This window comes from Pseudomonas sp. TWP3-2 (assembly GCF_049897765.1).
Taxonomy (GTDB): Bacteria; Pseudomonadota; Gammaproteobacteria; order Pseudomonadales; family Pseudomonadaceae; genus Aquipseudomonas.
Genome location: NZ_JAFCWW010000011.1, coordinates 119,978 through 135,558, shown reverse-complemented (window position 1 = coordinate 135,558; position 15,581 = coordinate 119,978). Strand labels below are relative to the sequence as shown.

At 57.4% G+C, this 15,581-nt stretch carries 12 protein-coding genes and 2 tRNA genes; 13 read left to right on the top strand and 1 reads right to left on the bottom strand.

The window, feature by feature from the left end; genetic code table 11:
• Positions 1-21 precede the first annotated feature (21 nt).
• The gene (carB, locus tag ACP7EE_RS17885; RefSeq protein ID WP_426235616.1) at positions 22-3,243 is read left to right on the top strand and encodes a carbamoyl-phosphate synthase large subunit; all 3,222 of its coding nucleotides are present in this window, start codon (positions 22-24) and stop codon (positions 3,241-3,243) included.
• Positions 3,240-3,716, top strand: a complete 477-nt coding sequence (greA, locus tag ACP7EE_RS17880; RefSeq protein ID WP_420647552.1) for a transcription elongation factor GreA — start codon at positions 3,240-3,242, stop codon at positions 3,714-3,716. Before carB ends, greA begins: the two co-directional genes overlap by 4 nt.
• Positions 3,717-3,921: 205 nt before the next feature.
• Here greA and ACP7EE_RS17875 read toward each other — a convergent pair whose 3' ends face one another.
• The gene (locus ACP7EE_RS17875) at positions 3,922-4,230 is read right to left on the bottom strand and encodes a YhbY family RNA-binding protein (protein ID WP_426202637.1); all 309 of its coding nucleotides are present in this window, start codon (positions 4,228-4,230) and stop codon (positions 3,922-3,924) included.
• 101 nt (positions 4,231-4,331) lie between these two features.
• Here ACP7EE_RS17875 and rlmE point away from each other — a divergent pair, with 101 nt between their 5' ends.
• The 11 genes from rlmE to infB all read left to right on the top strand — a co-directional run bounded on the left by rlmE (position 4,332) and on the right by infB (position 15,469).
• The gene (gene rlmE / locus ACP7EE_RS17870) at positions 4,332-4,961 is read left to right on the top strand and encodes a 23S rRNA (uridine(2552)-2'-O)-methyltransferase RlmE (RefSeq protein ID WP_201228023.1); all 630 of its coding nucleotides are present in this window, start codon (positions 4,332-4,334) and stop codon (positions 4,959-4,961) included.
• Positions 4,962-5,163: 202 nt separating this feature from the next.
• Entirely contained in the window at positions 5,164-7,071 is a 1,908-nt protein-coding gene (gene ftsH, locus ACP7EE_RS17865) for an ATP-dependent zinc metalloprotease FtsH (protein WP_426235661.1), read from the top strand.
• Positions 7,072-7,079: 8 nt separating this feature from the next.
• Positions 7,080-7,931, top strand: coding sequence for a dihydropteroate synthase (gene folP / locus ACP7EE_RS17860; protein WP_426202634.1), 852 nt, complete (start codon positions 7,080-7,082; stop codon positions 7,929-7,931).
• Positions 7,932-7,947: 16 nt separating this feature from the next.
• Positions 7,948-9,285, top strand: a complete 1,338-nt coding sequence (glmM, locus tag ACP7EE_RS17855; RefSeq protein ID WP_426235614.1) for a phosphoglucosamine mutase — start codon at positions 7,948-7,950, stop codon at positions 9,283-9,285.
• Positions 9,286-9,350: 65 nt separating this feature from the next.
• Complete coding sequence (gene tpiA / locus ACP7EE_RS17850; protein WP_420647557.1) at positions 9,351-10,106, top strand: triose-phosphate isomerase; 756 nt, start codon at positions 9,351-9,353, stop codon at positions 10,104-10,106.
• 4 nt (positions 10,107-10,110) lie between these two features.
• Positions 10,111-10,494: a preprotein translocase subunit SecG gene (gene secG / locus ACP7EE_RS17845; protein ID WP_011332406.1), complete on the top strand. Its 384-nt coding sequence runs from the start codon at positions 10,111-10,113 to the stop codon at positions 10,492-10,494.
• Positions 10,495-10,517: 23 nt separating this feature from the next.
• Positions 10,518-10,603: transfer RNA gene (locus ACP7EE_RS17840), tRNA-Leu, on the top strand.
• Positions 10,604-10,700: 97 nt separating this feature from the next.
• Positions 10,701-10,777: transfer RNA gene (locus tag ACP7EE_RS17835), tRNA-Met, on the top strand.
• Positions 10,778-10,916: 139 nt separating this feature from the next.
• Complete coding sequence (rimP, locus tag ACP7EE_RS17830; protein WP_426202630.1) at positions 10,917-11,375, top strand: ribosome maturation factor RimP; 459 nt, start codon at positions 10,917-10,919, stop codon at positions 11,373-11,375.
• A 59-nt stretch (positions 11,376-11,434) separates the two neighbouring features.
• Positions 11,435-12,916: a transcription termination factor NusA gene (gene nusA, locus ACP7EE_RS17825; protein WP_426202628.1), complete on the top strand. Its 1,482-nt coding sequence runs from the start codon at positions 11,435-11,437 to the stop codon at positions 12,914-12,916.
• A 27-nt stretch (positions 12,917-12,943) separates the two neighbouring features.
• Positions 12,944-15,469, top strand: coding sequence for a translation initiation factor IF-2 (infB, locus tag ACP7EE_RS17820; protein ID WP_420647560.1), 2,526 nt, complete (start codon positions 12,944-12,946; stop codon positions 15,467-15,469).
• Positions 15,470-15,581 lie beyond the last annotated feature (112 nt).

The following is a 15,581-nucleotide window of genomic DNA, read 5'->3' as shown; positions in this document are numbered from 1 at the left end:
CTGCGGATTTGAGTGACAACCATGCCAAAACGTACAGACATTAAAAGCATCCTGATTCTCGGCGCTGGCCCGATCGTTATCGGCCAGGCCTGCGAATTCGACTACTCCGGCGCCCAGGCTTGCAAAGCCCTGCGCGAAGAGGGTTACCGCGTCATCCTGGTGAACTCCAACCCGGCCACCATCATGACCGACCCGGACATGGCCGACGCCACCTACATCGAGCCGATCAAGTGGCAGACCGTTGCCAAGATCATCGAGAAAGAGCGTCCGGACGCGCTGCTGCCGACCATGGGCGGCCAGACTGCTCTGAACTGTGCCCTCGACCTGGAGCGCGAAGGCGTTCTGGAGAAGTTCGGCGTGGAAATGATCGGCGCCAATGCTGACACCATCGACAAGGCTGAAGACCGTTCGCGTTTCGACAAGGCGATGAAATCCATCGGCCTCGACTGCCCGCGCTCGGGCATCGCCCACAGCATGGAAGAAGCCAATGCAGTGCTCGAGAAGCTCGGCTTCCCGTGCATCATCCGTCCGTCCTTCACCATGGGCGGCACCGGTGGCGGTATCGCTTACAACCGTGAAGAATTCGAAGAAATCTGCGCCCGTGGCCTGGACCTGTCGCCGACCAAAGAGCTGCTGATCGACGAATCCCTGATCGGCTGGAAAGAGTACGAGATGGAGGTTGTCCGCGATAAGAAGGACAACTGCATCATCGTCTGCTCCATCGAAAACTTTGACCCGATGGGCGTGCACACTGGTGACTCGATCACTGTTGCGCCGGCACAGACCCTGACGGACAAGGAATACCAGATCATGCGTAACGCCTCGCTGGCGGTACTGCGCGAGATCGGCGTGGAAACCGGCGGCTCCAACGTCCAGTTCGGCATTTGCCCGGACACTGGTCGCATGGTCGTCATCGAGATGAACCCGCGGGTATCCCGCTCTTCGGCACTGGCATCGAAAGCTACCGGTTTCCCGATTGCGCGTATCGCTGCCAAGCTGGCGATCGGCTACACCCTGGACGAACTGCAGAACGAAATCACCGGCGGCGCTACGCCGGCGTCCTTCGAGCCGTCGATCGACTACGTCGTCACCAAGCTGCCACGTTTTGCCTTCGAGAAATTCCCTAAGGCTGACGCGCGTCTGACCACTCAGATGAAGTCGGTTGGCGAGGTCATGGCCATCGGCCGGACTTTCCAGGAATCCCTGCAGAAAGCCCTGCGTGGACTGGAAGTCGGCGTGTGCGGTCTGGACGAGAAGCTCGATCTGAGCAATCCGGAAAGCATGAGCATTCTCAAGCGCGAACTGACCGTGCCGGGCGCTGAGCGTATCTGGTACGTGGCAGACGCTTTCCGCGCAGGCATGACCGTCGAAGACATCTTCGGCATGAACATGATCGACCCGTGGTTCCTGGTGCAGATCGAAGATCTGATCAAAGAAGAAGAGAAGGTCAAGACCCTCGGTCTGGCCAGCATCGACCGCGACATGATGTTCCGCCTCAAGCGCAAAGGCTTCTCCGACATGCGTCTGGCCAAGCTGCTGGGCGTCACCGAGAAAAACCTGCGGACTCACCGCCACAAACTCGACATCTACCCGGTCTACAAGCGCGTTGATACTTGCGCCGCGGAATTCGCCACCGACACCGCTTACATGTACTCGACTTACGAGGAAGAGTGCGAAGCTGCGCCGTCCGGTCGCGACAAGATCATTATTCTGGGCGGCGGTCCTAACCGTATCGGCCAGGGCATCGAGTTCGACTACTGCTGCGTCCACGCCGCCCTCGCTCTGCGCGAAGACGGCTACGAGACCATCATGGTCAACTGCAACCCGGAAACCGTTTCCACTGACTACGACACTTCCGACCGTCTGTACTTCGAGCCGGTAACCCTGGAAGACGTGCTGGAAATCTGCCGCGTCGAGAAGCCAAAAGGCGTGATCGTTCAGTATGGCGGCCAGACCCCGTTGAAACTGGCTCGTGCTCTTGAAGCCGCCGGCGTGCCGATCATCGGCACCAGCCCGGACGCCATCGACCGTGCCGAAGACCGTGAGCGCTTCCAGCAAATGGTCGAGCGCCTGAACCTGCGTCAGCCGCCAAACGCCACTGTGCGCAGCGAAGACGAAGCGATTCGTGCCGCGAGCAAGATCGGTTACCCGCTGGTGGTTCGCCCGTCCTATGTATTGGGCGGTCGTGCGATGGAAATCGTTTACGAAGAAGAAGAGCTCAAGCGCTATCTGCGTGATGCGGTGAAAGTCTCCAACGACAGCCCGGTGCTGCTCGACCACTTCCTCAACTGCGCTATCGAAATGGACGTGGATGCAGTCTGCGACGGTACCGACGTAGTAATCGGCGCAATCATGCAGCACATCGAGCAGGCTGGCGTTCACTCCGGTGACTCCGCGTGCTCGCTGCCGCCGTACTCGCTGCCGGCACACATCCAGGACGAGATGCGCGAACAGGTCAAGAAAATGGCCCTGGAGCTGGGCGTTGTCGGCCTGATGAACGTTCAGTTGGCGCTGCAAGGCGAAGACATCTACGTCATCGAAGTCAATCCGCGCGCCTCGCGAACCGTACCGTTCGTATCGAAGTGCATCGGTGTTTCCCTGGCCATGATCGCTGCCCGCGTGATGGCTGGTAAGACCCTGAAGGAAATCGGTTTCACCAAAGAAATCATTCCGAACTTCTACAGCGTGAAAGAGGCGGTGTTCCCATTCGCCAAATTCCCTGGCGTTGACCCGATCCTCGGCCCGGAGATGAAGTCGACCGGCGAAGTGATGGGCGTCGGTGACACCTTCGGCGAAGCCTTTGCCAAAGCCCAGATGGGTGCCAGCGAAGTGCTGCCGACCGGCGGTACCGCGTTCATCAGCGTGCGTGACGATGACAAGCCATTGGTTGCAGGCGTGGCGCGTGATCTGATCAACTTGGGCTTCGAAGTAGTCGCCACTGCCGGCACTGCCAAGCTGATTGAAGCCGCAGGTCTGAAAGTGCGTCGCGTGAACAAGGTGACCGAGGGTCGTCCGCACGTGGTCGACATGATCAAGAATGACGAAGTCACCCTGATCATCAACACCACCGAAGGTCGTCAGTCGATCGCCGACTCCTACTCCATTCGCCGCAACGCTCTGCAGCACAAGATCTACTGCACCACCACCATCGCTGCTGGCGAAGCTATCTGTGAAGCGTTGAAATTCGGTCCCGAGAAGACCGTGCGCCGCTTGCAGGATCTACACGCAGGATTGAAGGCATGATCAAGTACCCAATGACCGTCCAGGGCGCGAAAGCCCTGGAAGAAGAACACACTCACCTGACCAAGGTCGTCCGTCCGAAGCTCAGCCAGGACATCGGTACGGCTCGCGAGCTGGGTGACCTCAAGGAAAACGCCGAATACCATGCCGCCCGTGAACAGCAAGGCATGGTCGAAGCGCGGATCCGTGACATCGAAGGCCGGATTCAGAATCAGGTCATCATTGATGTCACGTCGATTCCGCACACCGGCAAAGTGATTTTCGGCACTACCGTTGAAATCGCCAACGTCGAGACTGACGAGTCGGTGACTTACCACATCGTCGGTGAGGATGAGGCTGACTTCAAACTCGGCAAGATTTCCGTTGGTTCGCCGCTGGCCCGAGCCTTGATCGGCAAGGAAGAAGGCGATGTGGTTGCCGTGAAAACGCCAAGCGGCGTGATCGAGTACGAGATCGTCGAAGTTCGTCACATCTGAAAAAGGGGCGCCCGCTAAAATGCGGGCGCCCTGCTTTCGTGGCTTTGGAATGACAGGCACGCCGAACGCGCTGATGGTTTGCGCCACAGCGTCACTGAATAATTAGGGTTTTGGTGCTGGTACAGGCCGAGGGCCTTGTCAGTCTATGGTGCGAGAGGTGGAGCGGAGTGGCAGGGTGCGCGAAGCACACCCTTGACCCTTGCCATCACTTGAAGCGATGGACGTTCGACAGCTGCTTGTTGACGCTGAAGTTCTTGCGGTAAAGCAGTGCCATCTTGCCGATGACCTGAACCAGGTCCGCCTTGCCGGCCTTGCACAGTTCTGCAATGGACGCCAGGCGCGACTCGCGATCGAGGATGTTGAGCTTGATCTTGATCAGCTCGTGATCCGCCAAAGCGCGTTCAAACTCGGCTAACACACCTTCAGTCAAACCGTTGTCAGCCACAGTCAAAACTGGTTTCAGGTGGTGGCCAATGGATTTGTACTGTTTCTTCTGCTCTGGAGTGAGCGGCATAATCTGACCCTTTCGTCTGGATTCTGTAAAATGGCGGCCATTTTACCCGAGGGTTCGTGGATCCGCCCAACTAATCACGACCCTAATCATCGAGGTGCCCAATGGCGCGTTCCAAGACAAGCCTTGGTTGGCTGAAAAGACATGTCAATGACCCCTACGTGAAGCAGGCGCAGAAAGATGGCTACCGCTCGCGTGCGAGTTACAAGCTTCTGGAGGTCCAGGAGAAATACAAGCTGATCCGTCCTGGCATGAGCGTTGTCGACCTGGGTGCGGCGCCTGGTGGCTGGTCGCAGGTGACAAGCCGGCTGATCGGTGGTCAGGGGCGTCTGATCGCTTCGGACATCCTGGAGATGGACAGCATTCCAGACGTGACCTTCATCCAGGGCGACTTCACCGAGGACGCCGTGCTCGCTCAGATCCTTGAGGCCGTGGGTAATTCGCAGGTAGACCTTGTGATTTCCGATATGGCCCCCAATATGAGTGGTACGCCTGAAGTGGATATGCCCAAAGCCATGTTTCTTTGCGAGCTGGCGCTTGATCTGGCAGAGCGGATTCTCAAGCCGGGTGGTAATTTCGTGATCAAGATCTTTCAGGGTGAAGGATTCGATGTTTATCTGAAGGACGCTCGTAAGAAATTCGACAAGATCCAGATGATCAAGCCGGATTCTTCCCGTGGCACCTCCCGTGAGCAATATATGCTGGCATGGGGCTATCGCGGTCGTAGTGAGTAAAACAAGGTTTTTTCGCGGGGTGATAGGTTTTTAGTATTTCGCCTCGCACGCTTTAGCGAATATTGTGTGGAAAGTGTTTCACAAAGGGTTACAGACGGCGCCTGCCAGAGTTGTAGGTAATGTAGTAAGTTAGGCCGGTGAATATCATGCGAAGCGCGCGCCAGTAGCGGAGCTTGCTTCAGAGGGTAGTTAATTGAACGATATGGCAAAGAATCTGATCCTGTGGTTGATCATCGCGGCTGTCCTGGTGACGGTGATGAATAACTTCTCCAGCCCTAACGAGCCGCAGACCCTCAACTATTCCGACTTCATCCAGCAGGTCAAGGATGGCAAGGTCGAGCGCGTAGCGGTAGACGGCTATGTGATTACCGGCAAACGCAACGATGGCGACAGCTTCAAGACCATTCGTCCGGCAATTCAGGACAACGGCCTGATCGGTGATCTGGTCGACAATCACGTTGTGGTTGAAGGCAAGCAGCCTGAGCAGCAAAGCATCTGGACCCAGCTTCTGGTGGCCAGCTTCCCGATCCTGGTGATCATCGCGGTGTTCATGTTCTTCATGCGCCAGATGCAGGGCGGTGCTGGCGGCAAGGGCGGGCCGATGAGCTTTGGCAAGAGCAAGGCGCGTCTGCTGTCTGAAGATCAGGTTAAAACCACCTTGGGTGACGTTGCCGGTTGCGACGAAGCCAAGGAAGAAGTCGGCGAGCTGGTTGAATTTCTGCGCGATCCGGGCAAGTTCCAGCGCCTGGGCGGTCGCATTCCTCGCGGCGTACTGATGGTCGGTCCTCCGGGTACCGGTAAAACCTTGCTGGCCAAGGCGATTGCCGGCGAAGCCAAGGTGCCGTTCTTCACCATCTCCGGTTCGGACTTCGTCGAAATGTTCGTCGGTGTCGGTGCCAGCCGTGTTCGCGACATGTTTGAGCAAGCCAAGAAGCACGCTCCGTGCATCATCTTCATCGATGAAATTGACGCCGTCGGTCGCCACCGTGGCGCAGGTATGGGCGGCGGTCATGACGAACGTGAACAGACTCTCAACCAGTTGCTGGTCGAGATGGATGGTTTCGAAATGAATGACGGCATCATCGTCATCGCCGCGACCAACCGTCCAGACGTACTTGACCCGGCTCTGCTGCGTCCGGGTCGTTTCGACCGTCAGGTTGTGGTTGGTCTGCCGGACATCCGTGGCCGGGAGCAGATCCTCAAGGTTCACATGCGCAAAGTGCCGATGGGTGACGATGTCGCTCCGGCTGTTATCGCTCGTGGTACTCCGGGCTTCTCCGGTGCCGATCTGGCCAACCTGGTCAACGAAGCGTCGCTGTTCGCTGCCCGCGCCGGCAAACGCATCGTCGAGATGAAAGAGTTCGAACTGGCCAAAGACAAGATCATGATGGGCGCCGAGCGCAAATCCATGGTCATGTCCGAAAAAGAGAAGCGCAACACTGCGTATCACGAAGCAGGCCATGCCATCGTTGGCCGCGTCGTGCCTGAGCATGACCCGGTTTACAAGGTGTCGATCATCCCGCGCGGTCGTGCACTCGGTGTGACCATGTTCCTGCCGGAAGAAGATCGTTACAGTCTGTCCAAGCGCGCGCTGATCAGTCAGATCTGCTCGCTGTATGGCGGCCGTATTGCTGAAGAAATGACCTTGGGTTTCGACGGTGTAACCACCGGTGCCTCCAACGACATCATGCGTGCGAGTCAGATCGCACGGAACATGGTGACCAAGTGGGGTCTTTCGGAGAAACTCGGTCCGCTGATGTATGCCGAAGAAGAGGGTGAAGTATTCCTCGGTCGCGGTGGTGGCGGTCAGGGCGCAAGTTTCTCCGGTGACACAGCCAAACTGATCGACTCCGAAGTACGCAGCATCATTGACCAGTGCTACGGCACGGCCAAGCAGATCCTCACGGACAACCGTGACAAGCTCGACGCCATGGCTGATGCCTTGATGAAGTACGAGACGATCGACGCCGAACAGATCGACGACATCATGGCGGGTCGTACGCCTCGCGAACCGCGCGACTGGTCGGGCGGCACCGGTACGCCTCCGCCTCCAGTGGCTCAGGATCCGCGTCCGGAAACACCGATTGGCGGTCCGGCTGCTGACGTTTAAGGCTTGAAATGACTTTTGTACAGTCCCTGACCCGGTTGCCTTGCGGCAACCGGGTTCTTGATTTGGCCCGGACGCATGTCATGGGCATTCTCAATGTGACCCCTGATTCCTTTTCTGATGGCGGCCGATACAGCCAGCTCGATGCGGCCCTGCGCCACGCTGAAGCAATGGTCACGGCCGGCGCGACGCTGATTGATGTTGGCGGCGAGTCCACCCGGCCCGGCGCTCGTGCGGTTTCTCCGTTGGAGGAGCTGGAGCGCGTGGCGCCAATCGTCGAGTTGATCAATCGCGAGCTGGATGTGGTGATCTCGGTCGATACTTCGACTCCCGCCGTGATGCGCGAAACTGCGCGGCTCGGTGCTGGCCTGATCAACGATGTTCGCTCGTTGCGTCGCGATGGTGCCTTGGATGCCGCTGCGGCTACCGGTTTGCCGGTGTGTCTGATGCACATGCTGGGCGAGCCTGGCGATATGCAGGACAATCCGCACTATCATGATGTCACTCGCGAGGTGGCCGAGTTTCTCGGCGAGCGTATGGCGCAGTGCGCTGCGGCCGGCATTCCCGCGGAGCGGATCATTCTCGATCCTGGCTTTGGTTTCGCCAAAACCTTGCAGCACAATCTAAGCTTGTTCAAACATATGGAGGCCCTGCATGCGCTGGGGCGTCCGCTGTTGGTCGGTGTTTCGCGAAAGAGCATGATCGGGCAGGCGTTGAATCGCCCTGTAGGCGAGCGACTGCACGGTGGTCTGGCACTCGCTGCGCTGGCGTCGGTCAAAGGTGCGAGAATCTTGCGCGTTCACGATGTCGCGGAAACGGTAGATGTAGTGCGGATGATCGCGGCCGTGGAATCAGCCGAATAAGGATGAAGGAGTATTTATGAGCAAAAAATATTTTGGTACCGACGGCATTCGTGGTCGCGTCGGCGAATACCCGATTACTCCTGACTTCATGCTCAAGCTTGGCTGGGCCGCCGGTATGGCGTTCCGCAAGATGGGTGCCTGCAAGGTATTGGTCGGCAAGGACACGCGGATATCCGGCTACATGTTCGAATCCGCGCTTGAGGCAGGTCTTACCTCAGCGGGTGCGGATGTGATGCTGCTCGGGCCGATGCCGACACCGGCTATCGCCTATCTGTCCCGTACGTTCCAGGCCGAGGCCGGGATCGTGATCAGCGCATCGCACAATCCGCACGACGATAACGGCATCAAGTTTTTTTCCGGCAAAGGAACCAAATTGCCGGATGAACTGGAGTTGATGATCGAAGAGTTGCTCGACACGCCGATGACTGTGGTCGAGTCGAGCAAGATCGGCAAAGTATCGCGAATCAATGATGCTTCCGGTCGCTACATCGAATTTTGCAAAAGCAGCGTACCTACCGGCACCAGTTTTGCCGGTTTGAAAATCGTGATTGATTGCGCGCACGGTGCTACCTATAAAGTTGCGCCGAGTGTGTTCCGCGAATTGGGTGCTGACGTAGTGGTTCTGTCAGCTCAGCCGAACGGTTTGAATATCAACGAAAACTGCGGTTCCACCCATATGGGTCAATTGCAGGCAGCAGTTCTGGCTGAGCATGCGGATCTGGGTATTGCCTTCGATGGCGATGGCGATCGGGTGCTGATGGTCGATCACACTGGTGCGATCGTTGATGGCGATGAGCTGATCTTCATTATTGCGCGCGATTTGCATGAGCGTGGCAAGTTGCAGGGCGGCGTGGTCGGCACTCTGATGAGTAACCTTGGTCTGGAGTTGGCTCTGGCGGATCTGGGTATTCCTTTCGTGCGCGCCAACGTGGGCGACCGCTATGTGATTGCCGAGTTGCTGGAGCGTGACTGGACTGTGGGTGGTGAGAACTCGGGGCATGTCGTGTGCTTCAATCACACCACCACTGGCGATGCGATCATCGCGGCGCTTCAGGTGCTGATGGCGCTGAAGACGCGCAATGAGGGTCTTGCCCAAACCCGCCAGGCGTTGCGCAAATGTCCTCAAGTATTGATCAATGTCCGTTTTGGCGGCGGCGACAGCCCGCTTGAGCATCCGGCTGTCAAGGAAGCCAGTGCGCGCGTAACCCAGGCAATGGCGGGGCGTGGTCGTGTGCTTCTGCGCAAGTCCGGCACTGAGCCGCTGGTGCGTGTGATGGTTGAGGGCGAGGACGAAACTCAGGTTCGTGGCTATGCCGAAGAACTGGCAAAACTGGTAACTGAAGTTTCTGCCTGATACGGCTTGCAAGCCATGAATGTGTTGGGTAACATCTGCGCCCACTTTGACCGACGAGGTACAGCATGCGTCGCCCTATGGTAGCTGGTAACTGGAAGATGCACGGTACCCGCGCCAGCGTCGCTGAGCTGATCAACGGCCTTCGTCATCTGGCCTTGCCAAGCGGTGTTGATGTCGCGGTTTTCCCGCCTTGCTTGCATATCAATCAAGTGATTGATGGTCTGAAGGGCAAGTCGATTTCGGTCGGCGCGCAGAACTCTGCGGTGGAATCCATGCAAGGTGCATTGACCGGTGAAATTGCACCGAGTCAGTTGGTGGATGCAGGTTGTTCCCTTGTGCTTGTCGGGCATTCCGAACGCCGTCAGATTATGGGCGAGCGAGACGGAATGCTGAATCGCAAGTTCGCAGCGGCACAGGCATGTGGCTTGATTCCGGTGTTGTGTATAGGGGAAACCCTGGAACAGCGCGAAGCCGGGAAAACTCTTGAGGTTGTCGGGCGTCAGCTGGGCAGCATCATCGAGGAGCTGGGTGTTGGTGCTTTTGCCAATGCAGTTATCGCTTACGAGCCGGTCTGGGCTATTGGTACCGGGCTGACTGCAACGCCGCAGCAGGCTCAGGATGTGCATAAAGCAATCCGCGAGCAGTTGGCGGCAGAGAATTCTGAAGTCGCACGAGGTGTGCGGCTTCTATACGGCGGCAGCGTGAAGGCGGCCAATGCGGTCGAACTGTTCGGCATGCCGGATATCGATGGGGGGCTCATTGGTGGAGCTTCCCTGAATGCAGATGAGTTCGGTGCGATCTGTCGCGCCGCGGGAAACTGAAAAAATGCTGGAAACAGTCGTAGTCGTTTTTCATCTGCTGGGTGCATTGGGCGTAGTTGCTCTGGTTTTGCTGCAGCAGGGTAAGGGTGCGGACGCTGGCGCGTCTTTCGGAGCAGGTGCTTCAAATACTGTGTTCGGAAGCCAAGGTTCCTCTACCTTTCTTAGTAAGTTTACTGCTATACTTGCCGCCGGTTTCTTCATAACCAGCTTGGGGTTAGGTTACTTTGCTAAAGAGAAAGCTCATCAGCTGACTCAAGCAGGTTTGCCAAACCCGGCAGTGTTGGAAGTACCTAAGCAACAACCGGCTTCTGATGATGTCCCGGTGCTTCAAGAGCAAAAGTCGGCTACTCCAGCGACTGACGTGCCTCCAGCTCAAGAGCAAAAGTAAGAAGGGTTTTAAAACGTAGTATTGCCGAGGTGGTGGAATTGGTAGACACGCAACCTTGAGGTGGTTGTGCCCATAGGGTGTAGGGGTTCGAGTCCCCTTCTCGGTACCAATTAGTCAAGAAAGCCCGCTGTTGCGGGCTTTCTTGCAGGTGGAAGGTTACATTGACCCTGTCAAGGATCGGTCGTATACTTCCGCCCCAGCTTTGTCGCGGGGTGGAGCAGTCTGGTAGCTCGTCGGGCTCATAACCCGAAGGTCGTCGGTTCAAATCCGGCCCCCGCAACCAGTTTCAGGAGCCCCTTTTAAGGGGCTTTTTGTTAGCTGGACACTTTCAACGCCGCTGTTCGACGGCGTTTCAAGGATGGGCGTTTCGCCCATTTTTTTATTTTGCACAGCATGCACATACATGCACGAGGGGGTTTCAGGTGTCGAGCAAGCTAGAAGAGTTGCAGGCCTTGCTGGCCCCGGTGGTCGTGGCCCTAGGCTATGAATGCTGGGGTATTGAGTTTTCGGCTCAAGGTCGCCACTCAATGTTGCGCGTTTATATTGATAAAGAAGGCGGCGTGCTGGTGGACGATTGTGCCATCGTCAGTCGCCAGATCAGCGGTGTGCTGGACGTTGAAGATCCGATCACCGTTGAATACACCCTTGAAGTTTCCTCGCCTGGCATGGAGCGCCCACTGTTCACTATTGAGCAGTTTGCAAAATTTGCCGGTGACCAAGTGAAGATCAAGCTGCGCTCGCCTTTTGAAGGTCGACGCAACTTTCAGGGCCTTCTGCGCGGTGTAGAAGAGCAGGACGTCGTGGTGCAGGTAGATGACCATGAGTTCCTGTTGCCGATCGATATGATCGACAAGGCCAACATTATTCCCAGTTTTGACTGAGACGTGCCGGATACTGCGGGTACCGCGGATCCAATGGCTTGCGAAAGGCGAGGCGTACGATGAGCAAAGAAGTACTGCTGGTTGTTGAGTCGGTATCCAATGAAAAGGGCGTACCGGCTAGCGTGATTTTTGAAGCGCTGGAGCTGGCTCTGGCCACTGCTACCAAAAAGCGTTTTGAAGACGAAGTTGATCTGCGTGTGGAAATCAACCGCCACACCGGTGCATACGAAACCTTCCGTCGCTGGACGGTGGTCGAAGAAGACAAGCTTGATGACCCGGCGATCGAAACCTGGCCAACCAAGGTTGCGGAAACGCATCCTGGCGCCAATGTCGGTGACGTTGTCGAAGAAAAAATCGAGTCCATCGAATTCGGCCGCATTGCTGCACAAACCGCCAAACAGGTGATCGTGCAGAAAGTCCGCGAAGCCGAGCGTGCTCAGGTCGTCGACGCTTACCGCGAGCGCCTGGGGGAAATCATCTCCGGCACCGTGAAAAAAGTTACCCGCGACAACGTGATCGTCGATCTGGGCAACAACGCTGAAGCGTTGCTGGCCCGTGAAGACATCATTTCTCGCGAAACCTTCCGTGTCGGCGTGCGTCTGCGTGCGCTGCTCAAGGAAATCCGCACCGAGAACCGCGGCCCTCAGTTGATCCTGTCGCGTACTGCGCCGGAAATGCTGATCGAGCTGTTCCGTATCGAAGTGCCGGAAATCGCTGAAGGCTTGATCGAAGTAATGGCAGCGTCCCGTGATCCGGGTTCGCGCGCCAAGATCGCTGTCCGCTCCAAGGACAAACGCATTGACCCGCAAGGCGCGTGCATCGGTATGCGCGGTTCGCGCGTCCAGGCAGTGTCGGGCGAGTTGGGTGGCGAGCGTGTCGATATCGTCCTGTGGGACGATAACCCGGCACAGTTCGTGATCAATGCCATGTCGCCGGCAGAAGTGGCGGCGATTATCGTTGACGAAGATGCACATGCAATGGACATCGCCGTTGGCGCAGACAATCTGGCTCAGGCCATCGGTCGAGGTGGTCAGAACGTGCGTCTGGCAAGCCAGTTGACTGGCTGGACCCTGAACGTGATGACCGAATCGGACATCCAGGCTAAGCAGCAAGCAGAAACCGGCGACATCCTGCGCAACTTCATCGACGAGCTGGAAGTCGACGAAGACCTTGCACAGGTGCTGGTAGATGAAGGCTTCACTAGCCTGGAAGAGATTGCCTACGTACCGTTGGAAGAAATGCTCAACATCGACGGCTTTGACGAAGATACCGTCAACGAGCTTCGCGCTCGCGCCAAGGATCGTTTGTTGACCAAAGCCATCGCTACTGAGGAAAAGCTGGCAGACGCCCATCCGGCCGAAGACCTGCTCTCGCTTGAGGGTATGGACAAGGATTTGGCGATGGAACTGGCGGTGCGCGGCGTAATTACCCGCGAAGACCTGGCCGAGCAGTCTATTGACGATCTGCTCGACATCGACGGCATCGACGATGATCGTGCCGGCAAGTTGATCATGGCCGCCCGAGCCCACTGGTTCGAGTAATTAGGCGCGGCCTGAGGAGAGAAATGCATGACGCAAGTCACGGTGAAACAACTGGCCGATGAGGTCAAAACACCGGTAGAGCGCCTGTTGCAGCAGATGCGTGAGGCAGGTCTGCCGCACACCGCCGCCGAAGAAAATGTGACTGACAGTGAGAAGCAATCCCTGCTGACTCACTTGAAGAGCAGCCACAAGGCGAAAGTGGAAGAACCACGCAAGATCACGCTGCAGCGTAAAACCACCAGCACCCTGCGTGTGGCTGGTAGCAAAAGCATCAGTGTTGAAGTTCGCAAGAAGAAAGTTTTCGTACAGCGCAGCCCGGAAGAAATCGAAGCCGAGCGCAAGCGTGAACTGGACGAACGTCGCGCAGTAGAAAATGCTGCCCGTCAGAAGGCTGAAGAAGAGTCCAAGCCGCGCGCCGAAGAAGAAGCGCGTCGCCAGCCTGCTACCGCACAAACAGCTAACGACGCCGTTTCGGCGCCGGCCGCTGCTGCCCAGCCAGTACGCGAAAGCGCCCCGGTTGCAGCTGCTCCAGCACCGTCTGCTGACGTTCGCAACAAGCAGAACGAACAGCGCCGTCCTGACAAACCACGTGCCGACGACAACAATCGTCGCAGTGGCGGTGGTGATGGCGAGCGTAAAAACGCTCCGCATCGCGCATCGGTCAAGGAAAAAGCACCAGCTCCACGTGTGGCGCCACGCACTACCGACGAAGAGAGCGATAGCTTCCGTCGCGGTGGTCGCGGCAAGGCCAAGCTGAAGAAGCGCAATGCCCACGGTTTCCAGAGCCCAACCGGCCCTGTCGTGCGTGATGTGCAGATCGGCGAGACCATCAGTGTTGGCGATCTCGCCAATCAGATGTCGGTCAAGGCTGCTGAAATCATCAAGTTCATGTTCAAACTGGGTACCCCAGCGACCATCAACCAAGTGCTTGATCAGGAAACTGCTCAACTGGTAGCCGAAGAACTGGGCCACAAAGTGACCCTGGTCAGCGACACCGCTCTGGAAGATTCCCTGGCCGAGTCCCTGAAGTTTGAAGGCGAGTCGTTCTCCCGTGCACCAGTCGTGACCGTAATGGGCCACGTTGACCACGGTAAGACCTCGCTGCTCGACTATATCCGTCGTGCCAAGGTAGCTGCTGGCGAAGCCGGTGGTATCACCCAGCACATCGGTGCATACCACGTTGAAACCGAACGCGGCATGGTCACCTTCCTCGACACCCCTGGTCACGCCGCGTTTACCGCAATGCGTGCCCGTGGTGCCAAGGCGACCGACATCGTGATTCTGGTCGTTGCAGCGGACGACGGCGTGATGCCGCAGACCATTGAAGCTGTTCAGCACGCAGTAGCGGCTGGCGTTCCACTGGTTGTTGCTGTGAACAAGATCGACAAGCCGGGCGCCGATCTCGATCGCATCCGTAGCGAACTGTCGGTTCACGGCGTGACGTCGGAAGAGTGGGGCGGTGAAACGCCGTTCGTATCGGTTTCGGCGAAAGTCGGTACTGGTGTTGACGAACTGCTCGAAGCCGTCCTGCTGCAAGCCGAAGTTCTCGAACTGAAAGCGACTCCATCGGCTCCTGGTCGTGGTGTTGTGGTCGAATCGCGTCTCGACAAAGGTCGTGGCCCGGTTGCAACCGTTCTGGTTCAAGACGGTACTCTGCGCCAAGGCGACATGGTGCTCGTTGGTTCGAACTATGGCCGTGTTCGTGCCATGCTCGACGAGAACGGCAAGCCGATCAAGGAAGCCGGTCCTTCCATCCCTGTCGAGATCCTCGGCCTGGACGGTACCCCGGACGCTGGCGACGAGATGAGTGTTGTTGCCGACGAGAAGAAAGCCCGTGAAGTGGCTCTGTTCCGTCAAGGCAAGTTCCGCGAAGTCAAACTGGCTCGCGCTCACGCCGGCAAGCTGGAAAACATCTTCGAAAACATGGGTCAGGCAGAGAAGAAGACGCTCAACATCGTCCTCAAATCTGACGTCCGTGGCTCGCTGGAAGCGTTGAACGGTGCCTTGAACGGCCTGGGTAACGACGAAGTGCAAGTGCGTGTTGTCGGTGGCGGTGTCGGTGGTATCACCGAGTCCGACGCCAACCTGGCACTGGCCTCCAACGCTGTACTGTTCGGCTTCAACGTGCGTGCCGATGCTGGCGCACGGAAGATCGTCGAGCAGGAAGGTCTGGATATGCGTTACTACAACGTGATCTACGACATCATCGAAGACGTCAAGAAAGCCCTCACCGGTATGCTCGGCAGTGATGTTCGCGAGAACATCCTGGGTATCGCTGAAGTGCGTGACGTGTTCCGTTCGCCGAAGTTTGGCGCGATCGCCGGTTGCATGGTTATCGAAGGTGTTGTTCACCGTAACCGTCCAATCCGTGTACTGCGTGAAGATATCGTTATCTTCGAAGGCGAGCTGGAATCCCTGCGCCGCTTCAAGGATGACGCTTCCGAAGTACGTGCCGGCATGGAATGCGGTATCGGCGTGAAGAGCTACAACGACGTCAAACCTGGCGACAAGATCGAAGTCTACGAGAAGGTTCAGGTTGCTCGCAGCCTCTGACTCGCGCACTTCAAGGGCCACGTCGGGCCGTAGCATGCAAATGCGCGGCACGGCGGCAGGACTCTAAACGCAACGCCCGGTCTGGCATTTAGCCAGGCCGGGCGTTTGCCGC

Excerpts from the sequence above, each read along its gene's own strand:
- nusA (WP_426202628.1), top strand. The coding sequence starts at position 11,435 with ATGAGCAAAGAAGTACTGCTGGTTGTTGAGTCGGTATCCAATGAAAAG.
- glmM (WP_426235614.1), top strand. The coding sequence starts at position 7,948 with ATGAGCAAAAAATATTTTGGTACCGACGGCATTCGTGGTCGCGTCGGC.
- infB (WP_420647560.1), top strand. The coding sequence starts at position 12,944 with ATGACGCAAGTCACGGTGAAACAACTGGCCGATGAGGTCAAAACACCG.
- greA (WP_420647552.1), top strand. The coding sequence starts at position 3,240 with ATGATCAAGTACCCAATGACCGTCCAGGGCGCGAAAGCCCTGGAAGAA.
- ftsH (WP_426235661.1), top strand. The coding sequence starts at position 5,164 with ATGGCAAAGAATCTGATCCTGTGGTTGATCATCGCGGCTGTCCTGGTG.
- ACP7EE_RS17875 (WP_426202637.1), bottom strand. The coding sequence starts at position 4,230 with ATGCCGCTCACTCCAGAGCAGAAGAAACAGTACAAATCCATTGGCCAC.
- rlmE (WP_201228023.1), top strand. The coding sequence starts at position 4,332 with ATGGCGCGTTCCAAGACAAGCCTTGGTTGGCTGAAAAGACATGTCAAT.
- secG (WP_011332406.1), top strand. The coding sequence starts at position 10,111 with ATGCTGGAAACAGTCGTAGTCGTTTTTCATCTGCTGGGTGCATTGGGC.
- folP (WP_426202634.1), top strand. The coding sequence starts at position 7,080 with ATGACTTTTGTACAGTCCCTGACCCGGTTGCCTTGCGGCAACCGGGTT.
- tpiA (WP_420647557.1), top strand. The coding sequence starts at position 9,351 with ATGCGTCGCCCTATGGTAGCTGGTAACTGGAAGATGCACGGTACCCGC.
- carB (WP_426235616.1), top strand. The coding sequence starts at position 22 with ATGCCAAAACGTACAGACATTAAAAGCATCCTGATTCTCGGCGCTGGC.